Consider the following 23462-nt stretch of genomic DNA (forward strand, 5'->3'; position numbering starts at 1 on the left):
GGCCTAGTATCGCCCGCCCCCGCGCACGGGGCGCATGGACGAGATGCTGTCGTTGAAGCCGCCGCTCAGATTGCGGACATCGCCTTCGACGACGCGGCAACGGCCCCGGAACTCGGCGTCGGTGCAGACTTCCCAACGGCCCTGGACGCGGAGCGAGCTGATCCGGTCGTTGAATGGGGTGCGACCGAGGTTGCGGTCCTCGCTGGTGAACTCGCGCGAAGCGCCGCGGAAGTTGGAGTTTTCATATACGGTGATGGACGAACGGCCCCAGCCGCCGCCGTTTCCGCCGCCCCAACCCGGACCACCGTTGCCGGGGCCGGGACGACCGGGCTGGGCACCCTCGTAATCGCCACGGAAGCGACCGCAGACCAGCAGGCCGTTTTCGTTGTTGATCTCCTCATTGCCGCAGCGCGCCAGCTCGATCGAGGTGCCGCGCATCTGGCCGCGCGTGTCGCGGCAGTCGGCGTAAAGCCGACCCCGGTTCACATAGGCTTCGGTGCAACTCTGAGCGTAGCCGCCTCTCGGTGCGACGCGTTGCTGTTGCGGCTCGACCGGGGACGACATGGCGGCCGCAAGGGCCGCAGCGAATAACAGGGACATAGTGGTTCTCCTCTCCACAGGCTGTAAGTCTTCACTACCGCGAAGGTTGCGCCGTAGCGGATGAACCGTTGCTGTATAGGATTGTCGGTCGGCGTTTTCTTTTCAGGCGAATAGGCCTATATCGAAACCCTACGCGCCCGGTCGAAAGGCCGGGCGCCGTCGTATCCAACGCCAGCCGAAGCTCCATTCGGCGGCTTAACAACACCGGGACGAACGCCCCATGAGCGACATTCTGATGCCGAAGGCCACTGCGGTCTGGCTGGTCGACAACACCTCCCTCAGTTTCGAGCAGATCGCCGATTTCTGCGGACTGCACCCGCTGGAAGTCCGCGGCATCGCCGACGGCGACGTGGCGCGCGACATCCGCGGCGTCGATCCCGTCACGGGCGGCCAGCTGACGCGCGAAGAGCTGGACAAGGCCCAGGGCGACGAGAACTACCGGATGAAGGCCATCGTCAGCCGTCACGCCGAACTGATGAAGTCGGCCAAGCCGGCCCCGAAATACACGCCGGTCTCGCGTCGTCAGGACCGCCCGGACGCCATCGCCTGGTTTGTGCGTAATCACCCGGAAGTGACCGACGCCCAGATCGCCAAGATGCTGGGGACGACCAAGTCCACCATCGAGAGCGTGCGCAACCGTACCCACTGGAACAGCGCCAACATCAAGCCTGTCGATCCCGTGACACTGGGCCTGGTCGGCCAGCTGGCCTTGGACGAAATCGTCAAGAAGGCCGCCGACAAGAAGACCAAGGACGACCTCAAGAAGGGCGGCGGCACCATCCAGCCCGTCGAACAGGTCGAGGCCGAGCCTGAGTTCGTGCCGGAAGCCCGCCAGCGTCCGACCGCAGAACCGACCGCAGCCTCGGTGTTCGGCACCAAGGACTAAAACACATCGTCTCCTCCCCACAACGTGGGGAGGGGGACCGCGTAGCGGTGGAGGGGCTCTTCAAGTCCCACAGGCGCCTGCGATGCGGTGAAGAACCCCTCCGTCACGGCGCGAAGACGCGCCGCGCCACCTCCCCATTTCATGGGGAGGAGACAGCACGAAAAACGGCCCCGGAGAGCGATCTCCGGGGCCGTCGTCGTTTTCAGGCAGGTCGGTCGCTAGTGCGCCCGCGCCTCCAGACTGGTGATTTCTTCCTTTAGCCGAAGCTTCTTCTGCTTCAGCGCCCTGACCTGCAACGGATCCGTGGACGGGCGGGTAAGTTCCTTCTGGATGGTCTCATCCAGACTGCGATGACGATTACCCAGTTCGCGAATACGAGCCTCGATGGTCATGGCTTGCGCCTCCTCAGGTTAGGGACCAGTAGAGTGAGCGCCCGGTTTGGCAGGCTGTGGAATCACTTTCCAGTGACAGCCGGTCTCGCCGGACCCCACGGAGGCTGACCCCCAAAATGGTCGATGATGTGAACGGAGCCATACGGAACCCGCCCGCCCGGATGGTGGTCGGAATTTCAGGGGCTTCCGGAGCGATCTACGGCGTGCGCATGCTGGACGCGCTGAACGACCTGGGCGTCGAGAGCCATCTGGTGGTGACCAAGGCCGCCCTGCTCACATTGTCGCAGGAGACGGATCTGTCGCCCGACGACCTGACGTCCAAGGCGTCCGTCGTTCACAAACTGGCCGACGTGGGCGCGACCATCGCCTCCGGCTCGTTCCGCACCCTGGGCATGATCGTGGCGCCCTGCTCGGTCAAGACGATGAGCGAGATCGCCACGGGCGTGACCTCCAGCCTGCTGACGCGGGCGGCGGACGTGACGCTGAAGGAACGGCGGCCGCTGGTTCTGATGGTGCGCGAGACGCCGTTCCACCTGGGCCACCTGCGCACCATGACGGCCCTGACGGAGATGGGCGCGATCATCGCCCCGCCCCTGCCCGCCCTTTACGCCAAGCCCGCGTCGATCCTGGAGATGGTGGATCAGTCAGTCGGGCGAACGCTGGATTTGTTCGGCCTGGACTGGGGCGCGGTGCGGCGTTGGGAGGGGCTGAAATAATGCGGCTGTGGGATTGGGCCGTCGCCGCCTATAGCGCGCCGGGCGTGGGCGAGGCCTGTCTGGGGCTGCAGGACAGTCATGAGCAGAACGTGCCGGTATTGTTGTGGTCCGGCTGGGTCGCGGCGACCGGCCGCAAGCCGGATGCGGAGACCATCGAGGCCGCCTGCGACACCGCCCGCGCCTGGGACAGCGTCGTCGTCGCGCCCCTGCGTTCGGTTCGCCGCACGCTGAAAGCCCCCATCCCCGACATCGACGACGGCCCACGCGAGGCGGTTCGAAACCGCATCAAGGCGTTGGAGCTTGAGGCGGAAAGACACCTGCTGGAGGCGCTAGAGGCGCTGGCGCCCGAACCCGCCGGCCCGGCTCGACCGGCCATTGACGCCCTGGTCGCCACGGCGAGGGTCTGGGCTTCCGTCACGCCACGACCGGCGCTGATCCGCCTTGCCGACGCCCTTCCGGCCTGACGACGGCTTGGCTATAAGCGTCGGGGGATGACACGATGAACGACGACCTTCCAGACATCAGCGAAGAGGAAGCGGCGCTACACGCCCGCGTCAAACTGCTGCGCCAGGAACACGCCGATCTGGACGCGTCCATCGACGCCCTGAGCCTGGCCGCTGTTCCGGACCAACTGATGCTGGCCCGGCTGAAGCGCAAGAAGCTGGCGCTGAAGGACGAGATCGTGAAGATCGAAGACGAGATCTTGCCCGACATCATCGCCTGATCGGGCCTGATCCAGGACGGCAAGGCGCGGGTTCCGGCGTGCGACCATCCGCCGCCCCGCCACAGCCCCAAAGTCGCCCCAGCCGATAGGCATAAGCCGGTCTTCCACGGAACGCCGTGCGCCGTCGGGCGCCGCGTGCCTTCATTCCAGAGCGTAAAGACGCTGGAGACGCCGCCGAATGCGACGCCTGCTTACCAACGCGCCACTAGCGCGGTGCAAGACCCTTTTGATCCACTCCGGCCAGACGGCCGCCTTCGCTGCGATCGCCGTGTTCGCCGCCGCCGCCGCGCCCAATGCCGCCCGTGAGGCCGCCACGCCCCCGCTCGCACAGATCGCCATTCCCGTCGCCCCGCCGGTCAAGGCAGAGGTCGAGAAGGCCGGTCCGATCACACGCCAGATCGCCTTTTCCGCCCCCGTGCGCGGCTATGCGATCAACTCCCCCTTCGGCCTGCGCAAACTGGCCATCGAAGCCCGGGCTCGCGCCCACAAGGGCGTCGATATCGCCGCTCCAAAAGGCACGACCGTCTTCACCGCCGCCGAAGGCGAAGTCGTCCGCACAGGTTACGACCCCGAGGGCTATGGCAACTTCATCGAGGTGCGCCACCCCAATGGCATGAGCACGCTTTATGGCCACCTCAGCCGCATCGACGTGGCGAACGGCGACGCCGTGACGATGGGCCAGCGCATCGGCCTAGTCGGCTCCACCGGCTATTCCACCGGCCCCCACCTGCATTTCGAAGTCCGCCGCGACGGCGCCCAGGTCAACCCGACCAAGGTCGTCGATCGCCATTTCGAAGTGACGGTGAAGGCGAAGACCTAAGGCTGCCCGCGACATTGCGACACGGGACGAAATCGGCCTAACGTCTCTCCGTTTTTCGGAGGGATTGGGATTGAACAGATTTGTCGCCGCAATCGTCGCGGGCATATTGGCGGCCACGCCGGTCGCCGCCGCCGCTCAGGATTACGGCCGCTACAGCGACGCCGCCGCCCAGACCGAGCTGTCGCGCATCGCGGACGTGAAGATGGCGGTCATGGTGCCGATGCGCGACGGCGTGGGCCTGGCGACCAACGTCTACCGCCCCAAGGACGCCGAAGGACCTCTGCCCACCGTCTTCGTCAGAACACCGTACAACGAACTGGCCTACAGCGCCCGCACCACCCGTTCGGCCCTGAGCTGGGTCAGCCAAGGCTACGCCTTCGTGATCCAGAACGAGCGGGGACGCTACTTCTCGGGCGGCGACTATCAGATCCTCGGCTACCCCCAGACCGACGGCTATGACGCCCTGACCTGGATCGCCGAACAGCCCTGGTCGAACGGCAAGGTCGGCACCTTGGGCTGTTCGTCGTCGGCGGAATGGCAGCTGGCCCTGGCGGCGCAGAACCACCCCGCCCACGCCGCCATGGTACCCCAGGCCTCGGGCGCGGGCATCGGTAAGGTCGGTCGGTTCCAAGAACAGGGCAACTGGTACACCGGCGGCGTGCCGCGCAACCTGTTCTTCGTCTGGCTTTACGGCGTGGACAATCCGCAGCGCGCGCAGATTCCGATGGATGTCGACCAGGAAACCCGCGCGCGCATCGTCCGCTACAACGACCTGGACGCCAAGAAGCCCGAGGTGAACTGGCCCAGCCAGATCCGCCACCTGCCCGTCGACGAGATGCTGAAAGACCTGGGCGAGCCGGCCGGCACGTTCGAGGAACTGATCGCCCGCACGCCCGCCGATCAGGCCTGGCGCGAAGGCGGCCTGTATCATGACGACATGGGCTGGGGCGTGCCGTCGCTTTGGTTCAACAGCTGGTACGACGTCTCCATCGGCCCGAACATGGAGCTGTTCAACCACGCCCGTTCGACGACCGGCGACCGCGAGGCGGCCGAGAACCAGTATGTCGTGATCGGTCCGAACAACCACTGCGCCTATGGCGGGCTGGGGCCGAACTACAAGTCGGGCGACCGGCCGCTGGGCGACGCCAGCCTGAACAGCGACGCCATGGTCCACGCCTGGTTCGACCGCTGGCTGAAGGGCGAACGCCACGCCTTCCCCGAAAGCACGCCGCACGTCCGCTATTTCAACATGGGCCAGAACGAATGGCGGACCGCCGCCCAGTGGCCGCCGGCAGGGGTCAAGACCGTGCGGATGTATCTGCGCTCGGGCGGAGCGGCCAACAGCCTGAACGGCGACGGCCTGCTGAGCCTGGAAGCGCCGCCGGCGGGCGAACAGACGGACCGCTATCGCTATGACCCGATGAATCCGGTCCAGACCATCGGCGGCGGCGACTGCTGCAACGGCGGTCTGGTCACGGCCGGCGCCTTCGACCAGCGGTCGATCGAGGCGCGCAACGATGTGCTGGTCTATACGTCGGAACCGCTGAGCGAACCGATGCAGGTCACCGGCTTCATCGACACGGTGCTGAAGGTGTCGTCCTCGGCGTCGGACACGGACTTCGCGGTCAAGCTGGTGGACGTGGCGCCGGACGGCACGGCTTATATCTTGGGCGACACCATCATGCGCGCAAGGTATCGCGACGGCTACGACCGCCCCACACCGCTGACGCCCGGCCAGGTGGCGACGGTCCAGCCCACGCCGATGACGATCAGCAACACCTTCGAACCGGGGCATCGCATCCGGGTCGAGGTCACCAGCTCCAACTTCCCCAAATTCGTCCGCAACCTGAACACCGGCGGGCCGAACGAGACGGAAAGCCAGGGCGTCGTGGCCGACAACGGCATCCACCACGCCGGCGAAGACGCCTCCTACATCGACCTGCCGGTGCTGAAGTAGGCGGCGCGACGCCGAAGCCGCTGGCGTCCCCTGCCGTCCCCTTCTAGGCTGACGGCAGGGACAAGGGGGGCGACATGGCGGCGTTGACGCTGGACGGCTTAAGTAAGCGATACGGCGATTTCGACGCCGTGCGGGATTTGAGTTTTCAGGTCGAGAAGGGTTCGATCTGCGGCTTTTTGGGGCCGAACGGGGCGGGCAAGACATCGACCCTGCGGATGATCCTGGGCCTGCAGCCGGCAACGTCGGGACGGATCGAGATCCTGGGCGCAGACGACGGGCGCAAGGTGCGCGACCGGATCGGTTTCCTGCCCGAGGAGCGCGGCCTCTACAAGAAGATGACCCCCGTCGAGGCCATCAGCTTCTTCGGCGCCCTGAAGGGTCTGCCCGTCGCCGAGGGCAAGAAGCGCGCGAAGGCCATGCTGGAGCAGCAGGGCCTGGGCGAGGCGCAAAAGAAGAAGATGAAGGAGCTGTCCAAAGGGATGGCGCAGAAGGTGCAGCTGATCGCCTCGGTCGTGCATCAGCCCGAGTTCGTGATCCTGGACGAGCCCTTCTCGGGCCTGGACCCGATGAACCAGCAGGGACTGGAGGCCATGATCCGCGACTTGGCCGCCAACGGCGCCACGGTCCTGTTCTCGACCCATGTGATGCAGCACGCCGAGCGGCTGTGCGACAAGGTCGTGCTGCTGGCGCGCGGTCGCAAGGCGTTCGAAGGCACGGTCGATCAGGCCAAGGCCACCTCGCCGCGCTTCCTCGATCTGGACGGCGCCATCAGCGCGGATGCCGCCGCAGCCCTGCCCGGCGTGGCGGGCGTCGAGACGGTGTCCGACGAAGACGGCGTGCGCCGGCTGAAGATCGCCCTGTCGCCCGGCGCGGGCGGCCAGGAGACGTTGAAGACGGCCTTCCTGAACGGGCTGGACGTGCGCGGCTTTGCGCTGAAGGAGCCGACGTTGCACGACGCCTTCATCGGCCTGACCGGCGACCATCCCGATCAACCCGTCGTTCCCGCAGAGGCCGTCCGATGAACCGCACCCTGCTGATCGCACGACGCGAATACGTCGCCTATGCCAAGACCGTCGGTTTCTGGCTGTCGCTGCTGGCGTTCCCGCTGTTCGCCGTGCTGGGCGGGGGCATTCCCCTGCTGATCCGTTCGGCCGAGCCGATCAAGGCGGTGGCGGTGATCGAGGAAGGGCCGGCCGCGACGGGCCTGGCCGCCGCCGTCCGCGCCTCGCTGCAATCCGATCTGGATCGCCAGAACGAACGCCTGCGCGAGGCCGCCGAAAAGGGTCAGGCCGGCGCCGGGCGCGCCGTGGCCTCCATCAGCGGCCCCAAGATCCGTCTGGTCGCCGCCCCGCCCGCTATCGCCGATGCGACCGGCCCGGCGCGCGACGCCGCCATCAAGGCCGCGCTGGACAAGGCGGCGCCTGCGGACCGCCGCCTGGACGCCGTGGTCTTCCTGAACCGTGTCGATGGCAAGCCCGCAGCCCAGGTCTGGACCGCCCGCGCCACCGACAACGACGTGTCCGGCTTCGTCCGCACCGCTTTGCGAGATGCAAGACGCACCGAACTGCTGACCGCCGCCGGCGTCGCCCCGGCCGTGGCTCAGGAGGTTCAGACCTTCCGGCCCGAGGTGAAGGCCTTTTCGCCCAACGCCGCCAGCGGGGGCGAGGTGTCGATGCGTGACCGGATTCCGTCCTTCATCGGCCTGGGCGCCGGTTTCCTGCTGTGGTCGCTTGTGATCACGGGCGCGTCCATCCTGCTGAACAGTGTGATGGAGGAGAAGTCGAACAAGATCCTGGAGGTGCTGTTGTCCTCGGCCTCGGCGACCGAGATCCTGACAGGCAAGGTGTTGGGCGTGGCGCTGCTGACCCTGACGGTCATGGGGGTGTGGGGTGGAATCGGGACGTTCAGCCTGCTGTCGGCCTCGCCCGAGACGGCGGCGACGATAGGCGAAGTGCTGCTGCACGGCGGCCTGATCTTCTACTTCATCGCCTATATGGTCGGCGGATACCTGATGTATGCGGTGCTGTTCGCGGCCATCGGGGCCTTCTGCGAGACGCCGCGCGACGCCCAGACATTGATGGGGCCGATCATGATGATCCTGGTCGTGCCGATCCTGGTCATGCAGATGGCTCTGACCAGCCCGGACGCGCCGGTGGTCAAGGTGCTGTCATGGATCCCCTTCTTCACCCCCTTCCTGATGAGCGCCCGCGCGCCCAGCGATCCGCCGCTGGTGGAGGTGATTCTGACGCTGGTGGGCATGTTCGCCACCGCCGCCGTGATGGTCTGGATCGCGGGACGGGCCTTCCGCGCAGGGGCGCTGTCGGACGTGAAGCTGAGCTGGAAGAGCTTCGGACGGGCGATCGCCGGACGGACGTAGGGGCGGATCCGTCTCCTCCCTGTCGCGTAGCGATGGGGAGGTGGCGCGGCGCGTCTTCGCGCCGTGACGGAGGGGCGCTTCACAGCATCCCCGGTGTCCGGGGGACGTCGAGAGCCCCTCCACCACGCTACGCGCGGTCCCCCTCCCCGCTTCGCAGGGAGGAGACGCAAAGAAAAAGGCCGCTTCCCGAAGGAGGCGGCCTCAAATCTTTTGGCTTACGCCAAGATATTACCGGCTGCCGCCACCGGCGCCAGCGCCGGGAACGCGCGGCTTCGGCGCGGGCAGCAGGCCCTCGCGCTGCATGCGCTTGCGGGCCAGCTTGCGAGCGCGACGGATAGCCTCGGCCTTTTGACGGGCGCGCTTTTCCGACGGCTTTTCATAATGCACGTGGCGCTTCATTTCACGGAAGCTGCCTTCGCGTTGCATCTTCTTCTTTAGGGCTTTGAGCGCTTGATCGACGTTATTATCGCGAACGAAAATCTGTACCAGGTTGAACTCTCCTTTGGCCGCCCGCCGCGTCCTGTGAGGGAGACGGGCGAACAAAATAAAATCGTCTTCCGAAAGTCGGGCCCTCGGATGAAGGCGCGCTATTACACCAGCCGCCTGAACCTGTCCAGATCGTCGCGACCATTCTTCAAGGCTCGAAACGCCGAAACGACAGGCGTATGATCAACGCATGACCAACACGATAGACTGGGCCGACCGGACCGAACAGACCATGCTGGACGCCGCGATCGCCCGCGCGCCCGCCTTGGGCTGGAACGCACGGTTGGTGCGCGAGGCGTGCGAGGCGTGTGGCCTGTCGCGCGGCGACGAGGAACTGCTGCTGCCCAACGGCGCGCGCGATCTCGCCGCCCTGCTGTCGCGCCGTCATGATGCACGCGCGCTGGCGGCTTTGGGCCAGATCGACGCCAAGTCCTTGAAGATTCGCGAACGAATCGCCCGCGCCGTTTCCGAGCGGATGGAGGCGGGAGCCGCCGACCTTGAGGCCACGCGCCGCTGCGCCGCCTTCCTTTCCTTGCCGACCAACGCCAACCTGGGGCTGAAACTGGCCTGGGAGAGCGCGGACCACCTGTGGCGCTGGGCCGGGGACGAGGCGACCGACTGGAATCACTATTCGAAGCGGACGATCCTGTCGGGCATTCTGATCCCCGCCCTGACCATGCGCTGGTTCGACGGCCGCGAGGCGGCGGACGCCTTCGTCGCGCGGCGAATCGAGAATGTCATGGCGTTCGAGAAGTGGAAGGCCGGCAAGGACTTCGACGCGCCGTTCAGGAAGGTCAGCGATGCGCTGAGTCGGATGCGATATGGGGCGAAAGCCTAGACCTTAGCTGACCGAAGCTCGGTGCGATTGTCGCGAAGCGCCTGATCGCGACCGGATTGCTGTCCAAGCTGGTAGACCCCGACGCCTAGGATCAGAACCGCGACGCCAAGTGTGGCGCCTGCCACGACGCGTGAGCGGTCGCTGTTTTTTGAATCCGTCCGGTCTGCGCGCACGCCGTAGGCAGCCGCCGACGAACTGATCAGGGCCAATGCCATCGCTATTAAGAACAGGACCATTGAGGTGTTCATGTTCAGAGGCTCTTGGTGATTGGGGATCGATTGTCGCGCTCGGCAGCATCTCGTCCCAGGCGCCCACCAAGGTCCACTCCGGCGATAATCAAAGCCATGGCGGCCGCGACCAAGGACACGCCGAGAGCGCCGAAACGCGACGATCGGCGAGGACTCAATGCACTGATCACCCCACCAGCCGAGGTCGAGACCAACAGAAGCGCGAGCGAAAGAGCGAGTGACACCGACATGGTTCAACCATGACGCAAGTTGCGTTCAGCGCAACTCAAATATCAGACGCCCTCAGCACCCGGTTCACATGCGCCATCTTGCGGCCCGGCCGCGCCTCGGCCTTGCCGTAGAGGTGCAGGCGTTCGTCGGACTTGCCGGACAGCTTGCGCCAGTCCTCGATTTCGTCGCCCAGCAGATTGGTCATTTCGATGCGGGCATGGGCGACGGTCGGCCCCAGCGGCCATCCGGCGACGGCGCGGATATGCTGTTCGAACTGGTCGCAGACGCAGCCGTCCTGGGTCCAATGGCCGGTGTTGTGGACGCGCGGAGCGATCTCGTTGACCAGCAGGACATCGTCTCCGAGGTCGAACAGTTCGACGCCCACAACGCCGACATAGTCGAGACCGTCCAGAATCGCCTCGGCGATGGCGCGGGCGCGAACCTGGGTCTTTTCGTCCACGGCGGCGGGGGCCAGGGTGGTGCGCAGGACGCCGCCCTCGTGCCGGTTCTCGCCGAGCGGATAGACCGCCATATGCCCGTCCCAGTCGCGAGCGGCGATGACCGACAGTTCGCGCACGAAGGTCGCCTTGGCCTCCAGGATGGCCGGGCGGCCGCCCAGGCTTTCCAGGGCGGCGGGCGCGTCCTCGATGGCGTGGATCCAGATCTGGCCCTTGCCGTCATAGCCTTCACGGCGGGTCTTCAAGAGAGCCGGAACGCCCAGGGTCGTCAGGCCGACGACCAGATCGTCCAGCGTATCGACCGCGACGAAATCAACGGTCGGGGCGCCGACGGCGTTGAGGAAAGTCTTTTCGTCCACCCGGTCCTGCGACACGCGCAGCGCGGTCGGACCCGGAGCGACCAGGGCGCCGGCCTCGGCTAGACGTTCGATGGACCCAGCCGGGACGTTTTCGAACTCGAAGGTGACCACGTCGGCGGCGCGGCCCAGCGCGGTCAGGGCGTCGGGATCGTCATAGGCGGCGACGATCTGGTGCGCCGAGACGCGGCCCGCTGGGCTGTTAGCCTCGGGGTCCAGAATGACGACGTCGAAGCCCAGGCGCGACGCGGCCTGGCTCAGCATCCGGCCCAGCTGGCCTCCGCCGATGATGCCGAGGGTTGAACCGGGGGGAAGCGGCAGATCTGGCACTCAGTCCTCGACGGTTTCGGCGATGGAATCGGTCTGGGCGGACCGGAAGGCGGCCAGGCGTTGCGCCAGCCCTTCGTCCGACAGCGCCAGAATCTGGGCGGCCAGGATGCCGGCGTTGGCGGCGCCCGCCTCGCCGATGGCCAGGGTCGCTACGGGCACGCCGGCCGGCATCTGGACGATGGACAACAGGCTGTCCATCCCCTTCAGGGCCTTGGACTGGACCGGCACGCCCAGCACCGGCAGTTCGGTCATGGAGGCGGCCATGCCCGGCAGGTGGGCGGCGCCGCCTGCTCCGGCGATGATGACCTTGAAGCCCGCAGCCTTGGCCCCGGTCGAGAACTCGACCAGGCGCTGGGGCGTGCGGTGTGCGCTGACCACCTTGGCCTGCCAGGCGATGCCCAGTTGGTCCAGGCGGTCGGCGGCCAGCTTCATGGTCGGCCAGTCGGACCGGCTGCCCATGATGATCGCCACCGGCGGTGCGGAAGTCGCCATGTCTGTAAGGCCCCTCGCGGAAAGGCGCCCGTTACAGCACGCGGGTGACGCCCGCAACCGCAACCCGGCGGTTTCCGGCGTGTCGGGCCTTATTGTCGGCCTTCAATGTCGGCGGATCACGCTCTACCATCGTTCGACCGCGCGATGCAGACTGAGTCGCGCCTTCGGAGCCATCCCTGCGCCGTGACCGACGTGGCCGAACACAACCTGACCGCCGAGATCGAGCGCCTGCGCGTCGAGCTGGAAGCATGGAAGACGCGCGCCGCCGCCGCCGAGGCCGCTGCCGACCACGATGTGCTGACGCCCGCCCTGAACCGGCGCGGTTTCGTCACGGCGCTTCAGCGGACCATGGCCTATTGCCAGCGGCACGGGGTGTCGGCGGTGCTGCTGTATCTGGACATGGACGGGTTCAAGAGCGTCAACGACCGGCTGGGACATGCCGCCGGCGATGCAGCCCTGGTGGCGGTGGCGGAGCTGTTCCTGGCCAATCTGCGCGAGTCGGACGCCGTCGGCCGGCTGGGCGGCGACGAGTTCGCGCTGCTGATGCTGCATGCGGGCTACGAAGAGGGCCGGGCCAAGGCGCGCCAACTGTCCGAAGCCCTGAAGACCGAAGGCTTCATCTGGGACGGACAGAAGACCGAACTGGGCGGCTCGTTCGGCGTGCGCGCCTGGGACGGCCATACCGACGCCGAGGTCTGGCTGACCGAGGCCGACGCCGCCATGTGGGTGCGCAAAAAGGGGCGCTGAGGCCCCTTCCCGCGCCTTTTGTCTACAACGGCAAGGTCAGCTGAATGCCGCCCAGGTGGCTGTCGGCGTGGTTGCCGAAGCGGCCGCGATAGGCCACCGTCACCTTGACCGGCCCGACCGAACCCTCGACGCCCGCCGACGCCAGGAACTGACCGCCGAACGGATCGTCGATCTCGCGCGACAGCACCTGAGCGGGGTTGTTGTAGATGCCCACGCGGACCGGGTCGGAACTGTCGTCGAGGGCGTCACGATAGCCGCCCTCGGCGAACACACCGAACCGGCCCATCTCGGCCTCGGCGCGCAGGGCGACCTCGCCGGTCAGGGCCTTCACCGTGCGGTCGCCATACTGATACTGGGCCGCGACGCCCTGCTCGTAATAGCCGTCCACGTCACTAGAGACGTAAGCCAGCGCCGCACGAGGCGACAGGGCGATGCCGCCCATGTCGAACCACATGCCGCCCTGCAGACGCGCACCGGTGCTGAGCGCCCGTGTTTCGGCGGTATGGACGATGGGGGCCAGGCTGGTGGTGCGTTCGATGTCGTCGATATTGTCGCGCGCCACACCGACGGCGGCGTTGACGAAGATATCGCCCGAGCGCCAGCCGCCATAGACGTCCAGCCCGAAGCTCTCGACGTTGAAGTTCAGGGCCTGGCTTTCGACGTCGGTCTTGCGCGCCGTGCCGGCCAGGCCGAAGCGCCAGTTGGCGGAAGGTCCGGCCTCAAGCGCGATCCGACCGCCCCAGCCGTCGCTGGACGAACTGGTCACCGAGCCGCGTGCGTCGGTGTCGACGCTGTCGATCAGGGCCGCCGTGGTGACAGAGACGCCGGCCTCCCAAGGCTGACGACCCGACAAGGCCTCGCTGGCGGCGTCCAGCGCATCCTCGCGGTGGCGATAGGTGGTCTCGCCCTGGAGGGTCGATTGGGCGCCGATGTCGCCATAGTAGAGGTAGTCGGTCGCCAGTTGAGCGATGATCCGATGCCCCGCCGCCGTCGGATGGACGCCGTCGAAGTAGAAATAGCTGTCGGGGTTCGAACAGACCGTCACCCCGTTGAAGCAGGGCTGGGTGATGTTGGTGATACCGAACTGGCCCGGATTGGCGGCCAGGGTGTCGCCCACCTTGAACAGGTCCATCATGATGATGTTGCTGCCCGGCCGTGCGGCGGCCGTGGTCGTCAGCCCCGTCTGCAGGGCGGTGTTGAAGGTGGTGACGGCATAGTCGGCCAGCGGCGCGGCGGTCGTGCCCCGGAACTGAGGCGTCAGGCTGAGCTTGGGCAGGTTGGTGACCAAGATGGTCCCCGCGCCCGCGCCCGCCACGGTGTTGACCAGGCTGTTGACGTTGGCGGCCGCTGTCGTCGCGACCGGGGTGATGGCGGCGACCGGGCTGGCGGAGGCGCCGGCGGCGGGCAGGCCCTGGAAGATGTCGTTCGCACCGCCCAGGACGCTGACAAGATCGGTCGAGCTGAACCGACCACCCGACGCGGTGTAGCGCGACAGCTGGTTCAACATGCCGAACGGCACACCGGCCGAGGCGTCGGTGCGCGAGCCGCCGAAGGCGTAGTTGATGCTGCCCGTCACCGAGCCGTTGAAGTTAGCGGCGTTGAAGCCCAGCAGCTCTACGAACGTCGGTCCGTTCGAGAACCGGCGAGCATAGGGCGGCGACGGCGGCTGGGTCCCACCCGAGATCAGGAACAGGTTGCCGTTGTCGCTGAGGCTGTCGCCGAACACGACGAGGCGGTTGTAAGTCTGGGCTGAGGCCGAACCCGCAAAGGCGCAGGCCGCGAGCGCAAGAGCGGCGACGGCGCCGCCGGTGAGATAGCGTGACATATAAATCCTCCCGCAGCCGTCATGGTTCGCGGCCGTTGGAGCAGAGGATGCGCCAGTTGGCGCAGAGCGCAAGATGCCGCAACGTCAGCCTTCGGAGGAAAATCGAACGCTTACTGCAAAGTGCGGAACTTCAGCGTGCCCGGCACCGTCTTGAGTTCGCGCAACGCCTCTGGGTCGTAGTCGCGGTCCACGTCGGTGATGACATAGCCGGTGCGTTCGTCCGTCTTAAGGTGCTGGCCCAGGATGTTGAGGCCCGCCGACGCCAGAGCGCGGTTCAGCTCGGCCAGGACGCCCGGCTGGTTCCGGTGAATGTGCAGGATGCGGTGCGTGCCGGATACCTCGGCCAACTGCACGTTCGGCAGGTTCACGCTGAAGGTGGTGTCGCCGCGATTCAGATAGCCCAGCAGCCGCTCGGCCGCGAACTCGGCGATGGCTTCCTGGGCCTCCTCGGTCGAGCCGCCGATGTGGGGCGTCAGGATCATGTTGGGCAGGCCCTGCAGCGGGCTTTCGAACGGATCGGCGTTGGTGCGTGGCTCCTCAGGGAAGACATCGACGGCGGCCCCCGCGACCCGGCCCGAGCCCATGGCCTGGGACAGGGCGCCGACATCGACCACATGGCCGCGCGACAGGTTCAGGAACAGCGCGCCTTCCTTCATCCGGGCGAACTGGGCCGCGCCGAAGATGTTGGCGTTGTCCTTGCGGCCATCGACATGCAGGGTGACCACGTCGCTTTCGCCCAGCAGGGCGTCCAGCGAACGCATCCGTCGGGCATTGCCCAAGGCCAGACGTTCCGACAGGTCGTAGAACAGCACCCGCATGCCCAGGTTCTCGGCAAGCACCGACAGCTGGCTGCCGATGGCGCCGTAGCCGACGATGCCCAGGGTCTTGCCGCGCAACTCCTTGGAGCCGGTCGCCGACTTGTTCCACTTGCCGACATGCATGGCGGCCGACTTGTCAGCCACGTCGCGCATCAGGACGATCATCAGGCCGATGGCCAGTTCGACGACCGAGCGCGTGTTCGAATAGGGCGCGTTGAACACCGCAACCCCATGATCGGACGCCGCGTCCAGATCGATCTGGTTGGTGCCGATGCAGAAGGCGGCGATGGCCATCAGACGGTCGGCTTCTTCCAGCACGCGACGGCTGACCGTGGTCTTGGAGCGGAGGCCCAGCACATGGACGCCCTTGATGGCGGCGATCAGGTCGTCTTCGTCCAGAGCGCCCTTGACCGTCTCGACCGAATAGCCCGCCTCCTCCAGCCGTTCGACGGCGGCGGGGTGGATGTTCTCCAGCAGCAGCATCTTCATGCGGCTGCGCGGGAAGGACCAGCGGCCGACCAGACCCTCGGCGTGCAACACCTCGTCCAGGGACGCAGCCTCGGCGTCGGCGACCTGGACCACCGGCGCGCGACGCACGACCTCGGTGAAGGCGTAGAAGGCGTCGGCGGCGCCGGCGATCTTGACCTCGGCGTCGTTCCAACCGTCGCCGATCATGACCACCCGACCAGACAGGTTCAGGGCGTGGATGGCGGCCAGCTTGCCGTTGGCGTGCGACAGGGGATTGGCGTCGTCCACGCCGATCACGCGATCGTCGGCGTCATAGACCAGATCGTTGCAAAGGATGCGGTCGGGCGAGACGCCCAGTTCCTCGGCGACCGGCGCGATCACCTCGCGGAAGCCGCCGGAGATGATGATGACCTTGCCCTTGTTCTGCTGGAAGAAGTTCAGGTTGCGGCGGACAGACGCCGTGAGATGATCCGAGGCCGTCAGCGCCAGCGCCGTGACATGGGCGCGCGTTAGCGGCAGAAGGGCAAGACGGCGGCGCAAAGCCTCGCCGAACTCGAGCTCTCCGGCCATGGCCTGATCGGTCAGGGCCGCGATCTGCGCGCGCGTATCGGCTGCACCCGGCGCATCCACCAAGGCGATGTCGGCCAGGGCTTCAAGGGTCTCGAAATCGACCAGGGTCGAATCGAAGTCGAAGATCAGGGTGGGGCGCGCGCTCATGGGCGGCGTCTTAGCGGCCTTCGCAGGCGCCGCAAAGCCAAGCGTGCTGTTGATTGACGTCAGCTGCGCTAAAACCTTGCCGCCCGTCGCGATTTTCACACGGCGGGCGGCAAGAAAATATCAGAAGCGCACGATGCGGCGCACGCGACTGTCAGGACGACGGCTTTCGAGCACGGCTGCGCCGACAGCGGCCGCGATGGTCGCGACGGCCAAAAGAGCCCCGCCCTCACGCGCGTGATCGCGGGCATAGGCGCCGGCGTCGTCGGCGTAACGGCGCGCGGTCTTGCCGTGCTTCTTCAGCGCCTTCCTGGAGTCCTTGCGGGCCGAGCGGAACCATTCGTCGGCCCGGTCGCGCGCATCGTACGCTGCGTCGGCGGCGCGATGGCGTGCATCGCGCGACAGTTCACCGGCGCGCTCGCCCGCATCCTCGGCCCGGTGGCGGAAAGCGTCGACGGCGTCATGAAAGCGGTCACGCAGTTCCGACGTATCCACCCAGCCGCGCGGATCGATACGGGTCTTGATGCGCTGATAGCGGGTCGGCCCGCTGCGTTGCGTCAGATAGACGACCGCGACTGCACCCAGCACGATGGCGGCAAGGCTGCCGGCGGTGATGCCGGGATGTTTGCGAATCTCTTCGATCGGATCGATATCGCGGATCATCGGCAGAACCTCTTCAGTGATTGGCGTGGTGATGGGCAGAGCGACGGCTCCGCTTGAGCCAAAAGAGCGAACCGCGCTGGAAACGGTTCCGTCGTATCGGTCACGCTGAAGAAATCGCTGCGCAGGCCACGTCCCTGCGTTGGAACAGATCGACCCCTTATCATCGGGTCTTCGGGCGCCTAAATAGCCGCGATCCCGAAATGACGTCGCCAAAGGACCTCGCCGTGACCGATCACGCGCCTCACACCTCCGTTTCCGACGATCTGGCCGCCGCCTTCCAGATCGAGGGCTGGCCCGTGCGTGGTCGCCTGGTCCGCCTGGGCGCGGCCATCGACAAGATCCTGGCCGCCCACGCCTATCCCGAGCCGGTCGCCGCCCTGCTGGGCGAGGCCTGCGCACTGGCGGCGTTGATTGGCTCCAGCCTGAAGTTCGAAGGCCGCCTGCTGGTGCAGGCCCAGGGCGATGGGCCGGTGCGCTACGTCGTCGCCGACTATGGCACCGACGGGTCCTTGCGCGGCTATTGCCGCTATGACGAGGCCGAGGTCGCCGAAGCGTCGGGCGGGTTCGCGCGTCCCGGCGCCCGGTCGTTGCTGGGTCAGGGCGTCTTCATCATGACGCTGGATCGCGGCCCCGACTTCGAACGCACCCAGGGCATCACGCCGATCGAAGGCGAAAGTCTCTCACTGGCGGCCGAACACTATTTCCAGCAGTCCGAACAGGTGCCGACCAAGGTGCATCTGGCCGTCGGTCAGGTGCAGACCGAGACGGGCTCGCAATGGCGGGCCGGCGGGGCGATGATCCAGATCATCGCCGGCGACGACGCACGCGGCTCGACGGAAGAAGTCTGGGACCGCACCCGCGCCCTGTTCGGCACCCTTGGCGACGACGAACTGGTCGACCCGACCATCTCGCCCGAGACTCTGCTGTTCCGCCTGTTCCACGAGGACGGCGTTCGGCTGGAGGGCGCGCGCGAACTGACGGCCGTTTGTCGTTGTTCTCGCGGCCGCATCGCCTCGGTCCTGGCCTCGTTCGACCCGGCCGAGCGCGCCGAAATGCTGGAAGACGACGGCAAGATCCGCGTCACCTGCGAATACTGCGCCACGGTCTATGCGCTGGACCCCGACGAAGTGGTCGCCGAGCAGATTTGAATTGGAAAGGGCGGCTCCGAGAGCCGCCCTTTTTGTCTCAGCCTTCCAGATCCAGCGAATAGCCCGCCGAGCGAACGGTGCGGATCGGGTTGGCGCTTTCGTCGGCGATGGCCAGGGCCTTGCGCAGGCGGCCGACGTGGACGTCGACGGTGCGGGCCTCGACATAGACGTCGGAGCCCCAGACGGCGTCCAGCAGCTGTTCGCGGCTGAACACGCGGCCGGGGTGCTGCATGAAGTGGTCCAGCAGGCGGAACTCGGTCGGGCCGAGGTGCACTTCTTGGCCCGAGCGTTTCACGCGGTGCGAAACGCGGTCGATGATGATGTCGCCGTGGTTCAGGCGGTCGTCGGCCAGACCCGGACGGATACGACGCAGGACAGCGCGGATGCGCGCGATCAGCTCGACCATCGAGAAGGGCTTGGTCAGATAGTCGTCGGCGCCGGTGTCCAGGCCCCGCACCCGGTCGCTCTCCTCGCCGCGCGCCGTCAGCATGATGATCGGCAGGTTGCGGGTCTCGGCCTTGCCGCGGATGCGGCGGCAGACCTCGATGCCGGACAGTTTAGGCAGCATCCAATCCAGCAATACCAAGTCGGGCAGACGCTCGTCGATCTGGAGCATGCCCTCCTCGCCGTCGGCGGCGACGGCGACATCGTAGCCTTCCTTTTCGAGGTTGTACTGAAGAAGGGTCGCCAGCGCGTCCTCGTCTTCCATCACAAGGATATAGGGCTGCACGTCGTGTCTCCGGTCTCGGGTCAGTGCGTCGGAAGGTGGGGCGTTGAAAGGTTCGGCGTCGGATCGGAGTCCTCGGCCGTGGGCTGGGCCCGCGGGCGTTCGCCCACGATATCTTCGCCCGTGATCTCGTAGTGGACGGTCTCGGCGATATTGGTCGCGTGGTCGCCGATCCGTTCCAGGTTCTTGGCCATGAACAGAAGATGGGTGCAGGCGCCGATCGTGCGCGGGTCGCCCATCATGTAAGTCAGCAGTTCGCGGAACAGGGCGTTGTAATGCTCGTCCACCTCGTCGTCGGTCTGCCAGACGGCGACGGCGCGATCCAGTTCGGAGGCGGTGTAGGCGTCCAGCACGTCGCGCAGGCGGGTGGAGACCAGCCGTCCCATCCGCTCGATCGAGCGGGTCAGGGGCTGCATCGGCTCGCCCTCGGCCAGGATCAGGGCGCGCTTGGCGATGTTCTTGGCCAGATCCCCCGTGCGCTCCAGATCGGTGGCGATCTTCATGGCGCCCAGGGTGCGACGCAGGTCGCTGGCGACCGGCTGGCGCAGGGCGATCAGGCGAATGGCCTTCTTCTCGATGTCGCGATGCAGAGCGTCGAGCTTCAGGTCGCGTTCCACGACAGCGCGCGCCAAGGCGATATCGCGCCGGGCGACGGAATCGATGGCGTCCGCGACCTGGGCCTCGGCGAGACCGCCCATGCGGGCGACCTCGGCCGTGATCTGGTTCAGTTCGTCGCCGTATGCCTTGACCGTGTGCTGGTTCATCGGATTAGCCGAAGCGTCCCGTGATATAGTCGAGCGTGCGCCGTTCGCGCGGATTCTGGAAGATGTCTTCCGTGTCCCCGGTCTCGACCAGGCGGCCCATGTGGAAGAAGGCGGTGCGTTGCGACACCCGCGCGGCCTGGGCCATCGAGTGGGTGACGATGACGATGCAGAACCGCTCGCGCAGTTCGTCGATCAGTTCCTCGATCCGCGCCGTGGCGATGGGGTCCAGGGCCGAGCAGGGCTCGTCCATCAGGATCACTTCGGGGTTCACGGCGATGGCGCGGGCGATGACCAGACGCTGCTGCTGACCGCCAGACAGGCCCATGGCCGACGATTGCAGGCGGTCGGCGACCTCTTCCCACAGACCGGCGCGCTTCAGGGCGCGTTCGACCACATCGTCCATCTCGGCCTTGGACGAGACCAGGCCGTGGATCTTGGGTCCATAGGCGACGTTTTCGTAGATCGACTTGGGGAAGGGGTTCGGACGCTGGAACACCATACCGACGCGGGCGCGCAGCAGCACCGGGTCGATGGAGCGGTCGTTGATGTCCTCGTCGTCCATCGCGATCCGGCCGGTGACCTTGGCCCCGGCGATGGTGTCGTTCATGCGGTTCATCGTCCGCAGGAAGGTCGACTTGCCGCAACCCGATGGGCCGATCAGGGCCGTGACGGTCTTGTCCGGGATGTCCAGCGAGACGTCGTAAAGCGCCTGCTTGCCTTCATAGAAGACGGACACGTCACGCGCGGCGATCTTGATCGGGCCGACAGGCGGGCTGTCGACGACGGTGGCGTTCGACGCAGGCGTTGCGTCTTCCAGGCGCGGCTTGGCGGCGGCGCCGGCTTTGGACGGCGTCACTTCAGGCAGAATCTGGCCGCCCATGCGCGGGGTCTCGGTCGGATCGACCGGACCAGCGCCCGTCTGGTCTTCGGCGGAGCGGAAAATACGGAATTTCATTCTCTTACCACCGACGCTCGAAGCGCCGCCTCAAGATGATGGCCGCTGCGTTCATGATGATCATGAAGACCAGCAGGACGATGATCGCCGCGGCGGTGCGTTCGTGGAACGCCCGCTCCGAGGCGTTCTCCCAGATGTAGATCAGCGAAGGCAGCGCCCCGACCGGCTGGTCGATGGCCGCCGGCACGCCGGGCACGAAGCTGACCATGCCGATCAGCAGCAGAGGCGCGGTCTCGCCCAAGGCGTGGGCCATGGAGATGATGGCGCCGGTCATGACGCCGGGCATGGCCAACGGCAGGACATGGCTGAACACGGTCTGCGTCTTGGACGCGCCCATGGCCAAGGCGGCTTCGCGGATCGACGGGGGCACGGCCTTCAGGGCCGAGCGCGTGGCGATGACCAGGGTCGGAAGCGCCATCAGGGCCAGGACCAGCCCGCCCACGATCGGACTGGCGCGCGGCAGGTGCATCCAGTTGATAAACAGGGCCAGGCCCAGCAGGCCGTAGACGATCGACGGCACGGCCGCGAGGTTGTTGATGTTGACCTCGATGATGTCCGTCAGCCTGTTCTTGGGCGCAAACTCTTCCAGCCAGATGGCGGCGCCGACGCCCAGCGGAATGGCGATCAGGGCCGTGACCATCAGCATCAGCGCCGAGCCGACCACGGCGCCCAGCACGCCCGCCAGTTCCGGCTGCGTCGAGTCGCCGTTGGTGAACAGGGCGGTGTTGAAGTGCGAGCCGATCACGCCCTCGGTCTGCATCCGGTCCAGCCAGGCGATCTGCTGGTCGGTCAGGCGGCGTTGATCCTCGGGCGTATCCCTGGAGATTTCACCCTTGAGATACAGGTCAGCGTCGTCGGACAGGGGGACGGCCAGAGGCACGGTCTCGCCGATGACTTCGCTGCGCTTGGCGACCAGGTCGGCGGCGACGAACTTCAGTTCCGACGAGAACAGCCGCTTCATCTGCGCGGCCTTGGTTCCGGCCGCGTCGTCCTGAACGCCCATGCGGGCCAGTTGCTGCTCGGCCGCCAGTTGCTCGAAGTTGGAGCCCTGCGGATAGGCGCGATCGACGCGCGCCGGGTCCATATAGACCGGCACCGTCACCGTGTGGGTGTAGAAGGCGGTGTGGCCCTGTTCGACGATGCGGACCAAGAGGACCGCAAGAAACAGCATGGCGGCGGCGATGGCCAGGCGGCCATACCACTTGAAGCGGGCTTCCTTGGCGTGCCGACGCTTCAGGCCCGCGCGCAGACGATCCAGCCGCCCCTTGGCGGCCACGCCGTCGGTCCGATCGGGGGTCGCGTCAGTCATATTGTTCCCGATAGGTCTGGACGATCCGGTGGGCGATGATGTTCAGCACCAGGGTCACCAGGAACAGGGTGAGGCCCAGGCCGAAGGCCGACAGGGTCTTGGCGCTGTTGAACTCCTGGTCGCCGGTCAGCAGGGTCACGATCTGCACGGTGACGGTCGTCACTGTGTCCAGCGGATTGAAGGTCAGGTTGGCCGCTAGGCCCGCAGCCATGGTCACGATCATGGTCTCGCCGATGGCCCGCGACACGGCCAGCAACAGCGCGCCGGCGACGCCCGGAAGCGCGGCGGGCATCAGGACCCGTTTCACCGTTTCGGACTTGGTGGCGCCCATGGCGAACGAGCCGTCACGCAGCGACTGCGGCACGGCGTTGAGGATGTCGTCGGACAGGGACGAAACGAACGGGATCAGCATGATGCCCATCACCGCGCCGGCCGTCAGGGCCATCTGGTTCTGAACCAGCGACAGATACTGGCCTAGTCCGTCCAGAGGTCCGCCGATCAGGAACAGGCCGATCTCGTTGAAGAAGACCCGCAACAGCGGCCCCACCGTCAGGGCGGCGAAGAAGCCGTAGACGACGGTTGGCACGCCAGCCAGAATCTCCAGCAGCGGCTTGATCACAGCGCGGGTCGTGCGTCCGGCGTATTCCGAAAGATAGATGGCCGACAGCAGGCCGATGGGCGCGGCCACGCACATGGCGATGACCATGATCAACAGGGTGCCGGCGAACAGGGGCACGGCCCCGAAGGCGCCCGACGACCCGACCTGATCGGCGCGGATGGCGATCTGGGGGCTCCATTGCGTGCCGAACAGGAAGTCGAGGATCGGCACCTTCTGGAAGAAGCGGAAGCTGTCGAAGGCCAGAGAGGCGATGATGCCCAAGGTCGTCAGGACGGCGATGGCCGAGCAGACGAACAGGGCGCCGTAGATCCAGCCCTCGACCCGGTTGCGGGCGCGCGTGTTGGGCTTGATCTGGGTCAGGGCGAACAGGCCGCCGAGGATGGCGGCCAGGATGGCGGCGATTCCGCCGCCCCAGGACAGGGTGCGCTCGATGCGGACCATGCGGCGCGCCTCGACCGGCAGATTCTCGGCCAGGGGGCGTTCCCAGATTTGCAGAGCGGGCTCGCCACGACCGACGCGGTGGGCGTCGGCGAAGAAGGCGTCGCGGCGGAAGTGGTCCAGGGAGGCGACAGCGTCAGGCGTGCCGACAGCCGTCAACTGACGCTGAAGCGGCGCGGCGAAGACCGAGGCCAGGATCAGCACCAGCAGGGCGGGCGCAGCAACCCAGATCAGCGCATAGGCACCGTGCTGACCGGGCCGGGAATGGGGTTTGGCGCCGACCGCGCGACGACGCGCGAGCTCGCGTCCGCCGACGAAGGCGGCCGCGCTCAGCGCGATAAGGATCAGCAGGTAAATCCAGATCATTCAGAAGTCCG

General features: G+C 66.7%; 25 protein-coding genes. 11 read left to right on the plus strand and 14 right to left on the minus strand.

What is annotated here, in order from left to right:
- Positions 1-3: 3 nt before the first annotated feature.
- On the minus strand, positions 4-600 hold the full coding sequence (locus CHRYSEO8AT_RS01545; protein WP_159845270.1) for a beta/gamma crystallin-related protein: 597 nt from the start codon (positions 598-600) through the stop codon (positions 4-6).
- Positions 601-820: 220 nt separating this feature from the next.
- Here CHRYSEO8AT_RS01545 and CHRYSEO8AT_RS01550 point away from each other — a divergent pair, with 220 nt between their 5' ends.
- A complete protein-coding gene (locus tag CHRYSEO8AT_RS01550; RefSeq protein WP_135195170.1) occupies positions 821-1486 on the plus strand; it encodes a DUF1013 domain-containing protein in 666 nt (221 codons plus the stop codon).
- A gap of 218 nt (positions 1487-1704) precedes the next feature.
- On the opposite strand, the gene CHRYSEO8AT_RS01555 is transcribed toward CHRYSEO8AT_RS01550, so the two are convergent.
- Positions 1705-1878, minus strand: coding sequence for a YdcH family protein (locus CHRYSEO8AT_RS01555; protein ID WP_159845273.1), 174 nt, complete (start codon positions 1876-1878; stop codon positions 1705-1707).
- 116 nt (positions 1879-1994) lie between these two features.
- Between CHRYSEO8AT_RS01555 and CHRYSEO8AT_RS01560 the strand changes: the two genes are divergently transcribed.
- From CHRYSEO8AT_RS01560 to CHRYSEO8AT_RS01590, 7 genes are all read left to right on the plus strand, one after another.
- Positions 1995-2594 carry a UbiX family flavin prenyltransferase gene (locus CHRYSEO8AT_RS01560; RefSeq protein ID WP_159845276.1) on the plus strand — a complete coding sequence of 200 codons (600 nt, stop codon included), beginning with the start codon at positions 1995-1997 and terminating at the stop codon, positions 2592-2594.
- Positions 2594-3058, plus strand: coding sequence for a TIGR02444 family protein (locus CHRYSEO8AT_RS01565; RefSeq protein WP_159845279.1), 465 nt, complete (start codon positions 2594-2596; stop codon positions 3056-3058). The genes CHRYSEO8AT_RS01560 and CHRYSEO8AT_RS01565 overlap by 1 nt, the downstream gene beginning before the upstream one ends.
- A 35-nt stretch (positions 3059-3093) precedes the next feature.
- Positions 3094-3318, plus strand: a complete 225-nt coding sequence (locus CHRYSEO8AT_RS01570) for a YdcH family protein (protein WP_159845282.1) — start codon at positions 3094-3096, stop codon at positions 3316-3318.
- 178 nt (positions 3319-3496) lie between these two features.
- Entirely contained in the window at positions 3497-4138 is a 642-nt protein-coding gene (locus CHRYSEO8AT_RS01575) for a M23 family metallopeptidase (RefSeq protein WP_159845285.1), read from the plus strand.
- A 70-nt stretch (positions 4139-4208) separates the two neighbouring features.
- On the plus strand, positions 4209-6095 hold the full coding sequence (locus CHRYSEO8AT_RS01580; RefSeq protein WP_159845288.1) for a CocE/NonD family hydrolase: 1887 nt from the start codon (positions 4209-4211) through the stop codon (positions 6093-6095).
- A 74-nt stretch (positions 6096-6169) separates the two neighbouring features.
- The gene (locus tag CHRYSEO8AT_RS01585; RefSeq protein ID WP_159845291.1) at positions 6170-7117 is read left to right on the plus strand and encodes an ABC transporter ATP-binding protein; all 948 of its coding nucleotides are present in this window, start codon (positions 6170-6172) and stop codon (positions 7115-7117) included.
- On the plus strand, positions 7114-8472 hold the full coding sequence (locus CHRYSEO8AT_RS01590; protein ID WP_159845294.1) for an ABC transporter permease: 1359 nt from the start codon (positions 7114-7116) through the stop codon (positions 8470-8472). Before CHRYSEO8AT_RS01585 ends, CHRYSEO8AT_RS01590 begins: the two co-directional genes overlap by 4 nt.
- A gap of 228 nt (positions 8473-8700) precedes the next feature.
- Here CHRYSEO8AT_RS01590 and rpsU read toward each other — a convergent pair whose 3' ends face one another.
- Positions 8701-8961: a 30S ribosomal protein S21 gene (gene rpsU, locus CHRYSEO8AT_RS01595; RefSeq protein ID WP_135195633.1), complete on the minus strand. Its 261-nt coding sequence runs from the start codon at positions 8959-8961 to the stop codon at positions 8701-8703.
- 187 nt (positions 8962-9148) lie between these two features.
- Here rpsU and CHRYSEO8AT_RS01600 point away from each other — a divergent pair, with 187 nt between their 5' ends.
- On the plus strand, positions 9149-9796 hold the full coding sequence (locus tag CHRYSEO8AT_RS01600; RefSeq protein ID WP_159845297.1) for a COQ9 family protein: 648 nt from the start codon (positions 9149-9151) through the stop codon (positions 9794-9796).
- Here CHRYSEO8AT_RS01600 and CHRYSEO8AT_RS01605 read toward each other — a convergent pair.
- The 3 genes from CHRYSEO8AT_RS01605 to purE all read right to left on the minus strand — a co-directional run bounded on the left by CHRYSEO8AT_RS01605 (position 9793) and on the right by purE (position 11890).
- Positions 9793-10044: a hypothetical protein gene (locus CHRYSEO8AT_RS01605; RefSeq protein WP_159845300.1), complete on the minus strand. Its 252-nt coding sequence runs from the start codon at positions 10042-10044 to the stop codon at positions 9793-9795. The genes CHRYSEO8AT_RS01600 and CHRYSEO8AT_RS01605 overlap by 4 nt on opposite strands.
- 265 nt (positions 10045-10309) lie before the next feature.
- Positions 10310-11398, minus strand: coding sequence for a 5-(carboxyamino)imidazole ribonucleotide synthase (locus tag CHRYSEO8AT_RS01610; protein ID WP_159845303.1), 1089 nt, complete (start codon positions 11396-11398; stop codon positions 10310-10312).
- A complete protein-coding gene (gene purE, locus CHRYSEO8AT_RS01615) occupies positions 11399-11890 on the minus strand; it encodes a 5-(carboxyamino)imidazole ribonucleotide mutase (RefSeq protein ID WP_159845305.1) in 492 nt (163 codons plus the stop codon).
- Positions 11891-12073: 183 nt separating this feature from the next.
- Here purE and CHRYSEO8AT_RS01620 point away from each other — a divergent pair, with 183 nt between their 5' ends.
- Complete coding sequence (locus CHRYSEO8AT_RS01620; protein ID WP_201304324.1) at positions 12074-12637, plus strand: GGDEF domain-containing protein; 564 nt, start codon at positions 12074-12076, stop codon at positions 12635-12637.
- Between the two features lie 22 nt (positions 12638-12659).
- Here the strand turns inward: CHRYSEO8AT_RS01620 and CHRYSEO8AT_RS01625 are convergent, their stop codons facing one another.
- The 3 genes from CHRYSEO8AT_RS01625 to CHRYSEO8AT_RS01635 all read right to left on the minus strand — a co-directional run bounded on the left by CHRYSEO8AT_RS01625 (position 12660) and on the right by CHRYSEO8AT_RS01635 (position 17125).
- Positions 12660-14462, minus strand: a complete 1803-nt coding sequence (locus tag CHRYSEO8AT_RS01625) for an autotransporter domain-containing protein (protein WP_159845311.1) — start codon at positions 14460-14462, stop codon at positions 12660-12662.
- 110 nt (positions 14463-14572) lie between these two features.
- On the minus strand, positions 14573-16465 hold the full coding sequence (serA, locus tag CHRYSEO8AT_RS16220; RefSeq protein ID WP_159845314.1) for a phosphoglycerate dehydrogenase: 1893 nt from the start codon (positions 16463-16465) through the stop codon (positions 14573-14575).
- A gap of 120 nt (positions 16466-16585) precedes the next feature.
- On the minus strand, positions 16586-17125 hold the full coding sequence (locus CHRYSEO8AT_RS01635) for a hypothetical protein (RefSeq protein WP_159845317.1): 540 nt from the start codon (positions 17123-17125) through the stop codon (positions 16586-16588).
- Positions 17126-17349: 224 nt separating this feature from the next.
- Here CHRYSEO8AT_RS01635 and CHRYSEO8AT_RS01640 point away from each other — a divergent pair, with 224 nt between their 5' ends.
- A complete protein-coding gene (locus CHRYSEO8AT_RS01640; protein ID WP_236547380.1) occupies positions 17350-18273 on the plus strand; it encodes an Hsp33 family molecular chaperone in 924 nt (307 codons plus the stop codon).
- Positions 18274-18310: 37 nt separating this feature from the next.
- Here CHRYSEO8AT_RS01640 and phoB read toward each other — a convergent pair whose 3' ends face one another.
- From phoB to pstC, 5 genes are read right to left on the minus strand one after another with little or no spacing between them, the layout of a single operon-like run.
- On the minus strand, positions 18311-19003 hold the full coding sequence (gene phoB / locus CHRYSEO8AT_RS01645) for a phosphate regulon transcriptional regulator PhoB (RefSeq protein WP_135195153.1): 693 nt from the start codon (positions 19001-19003) through the stop codon (positions 18311-18313).
- 20 nt (positions 19004-19023) lie between these two features.
- Entirely contained in the window at positions 19024-19764 is a 741-nt protein-coding gene (gene phoU, locus CHRYSEO8AT_RS01650; protein ID WP_159845323.1) for a phosphate signaling complex protein PhoU, read from the minus strand.
- Positions 19765-19768: 4 nt separating this feature from the next.
- Positions 19769-20719: a phosphate ABC transporter ATP-binding protein PstB gene (gene pstB / locus CHRYSEO8AT_RS01655; RefSeq protein ID WP_159845325.1), complete on the minus strand. Its 951-nt coding sequence runs from the start codon at positions 20717-20719 to the stop codon at positions 19769-19771.
- A gap of 4 nt (positions 20720-20723) precedes the next feature.
- Positions 20724-22028, minus strand: a complete 1305-nt coding sequence (gene pstA / locus CHRYSEO8AT_RS01660) for a phosphate ABC transporter permease PstA (RefSeq protein ID WP_159845328.1) — start codon at positions 22026-22028, stop codon at positions 20724-20726.
- Positions 22021-23451 (minus strand): phosphate ABC transporter permease subunit PstC, encoded by a 1431-nt coding sequence (gene pstC, locus CHRYSEO8AT_RS01665; protein ID WP_159845331.1) that lies wholly within the window; start codon positions 23449-23451, stop codon positions 22021-22023. The genes pstA and pstC overlap by 8 nt, the downstream gene beginning before the upstream one ends.
- Between the last annotated feature and the right edge of the window lie 11 nt (positions 23452-23462).

The sequence above is a fragment of the Brevundimonas sp. G8 genome, assembly GCF_902506205.1.
Classification (GTDB): Bacteria; Pseudomonadota; Alphaproteobacteria; order Caulobacterales; family Caulobacteraceae; genus Brevundimonas.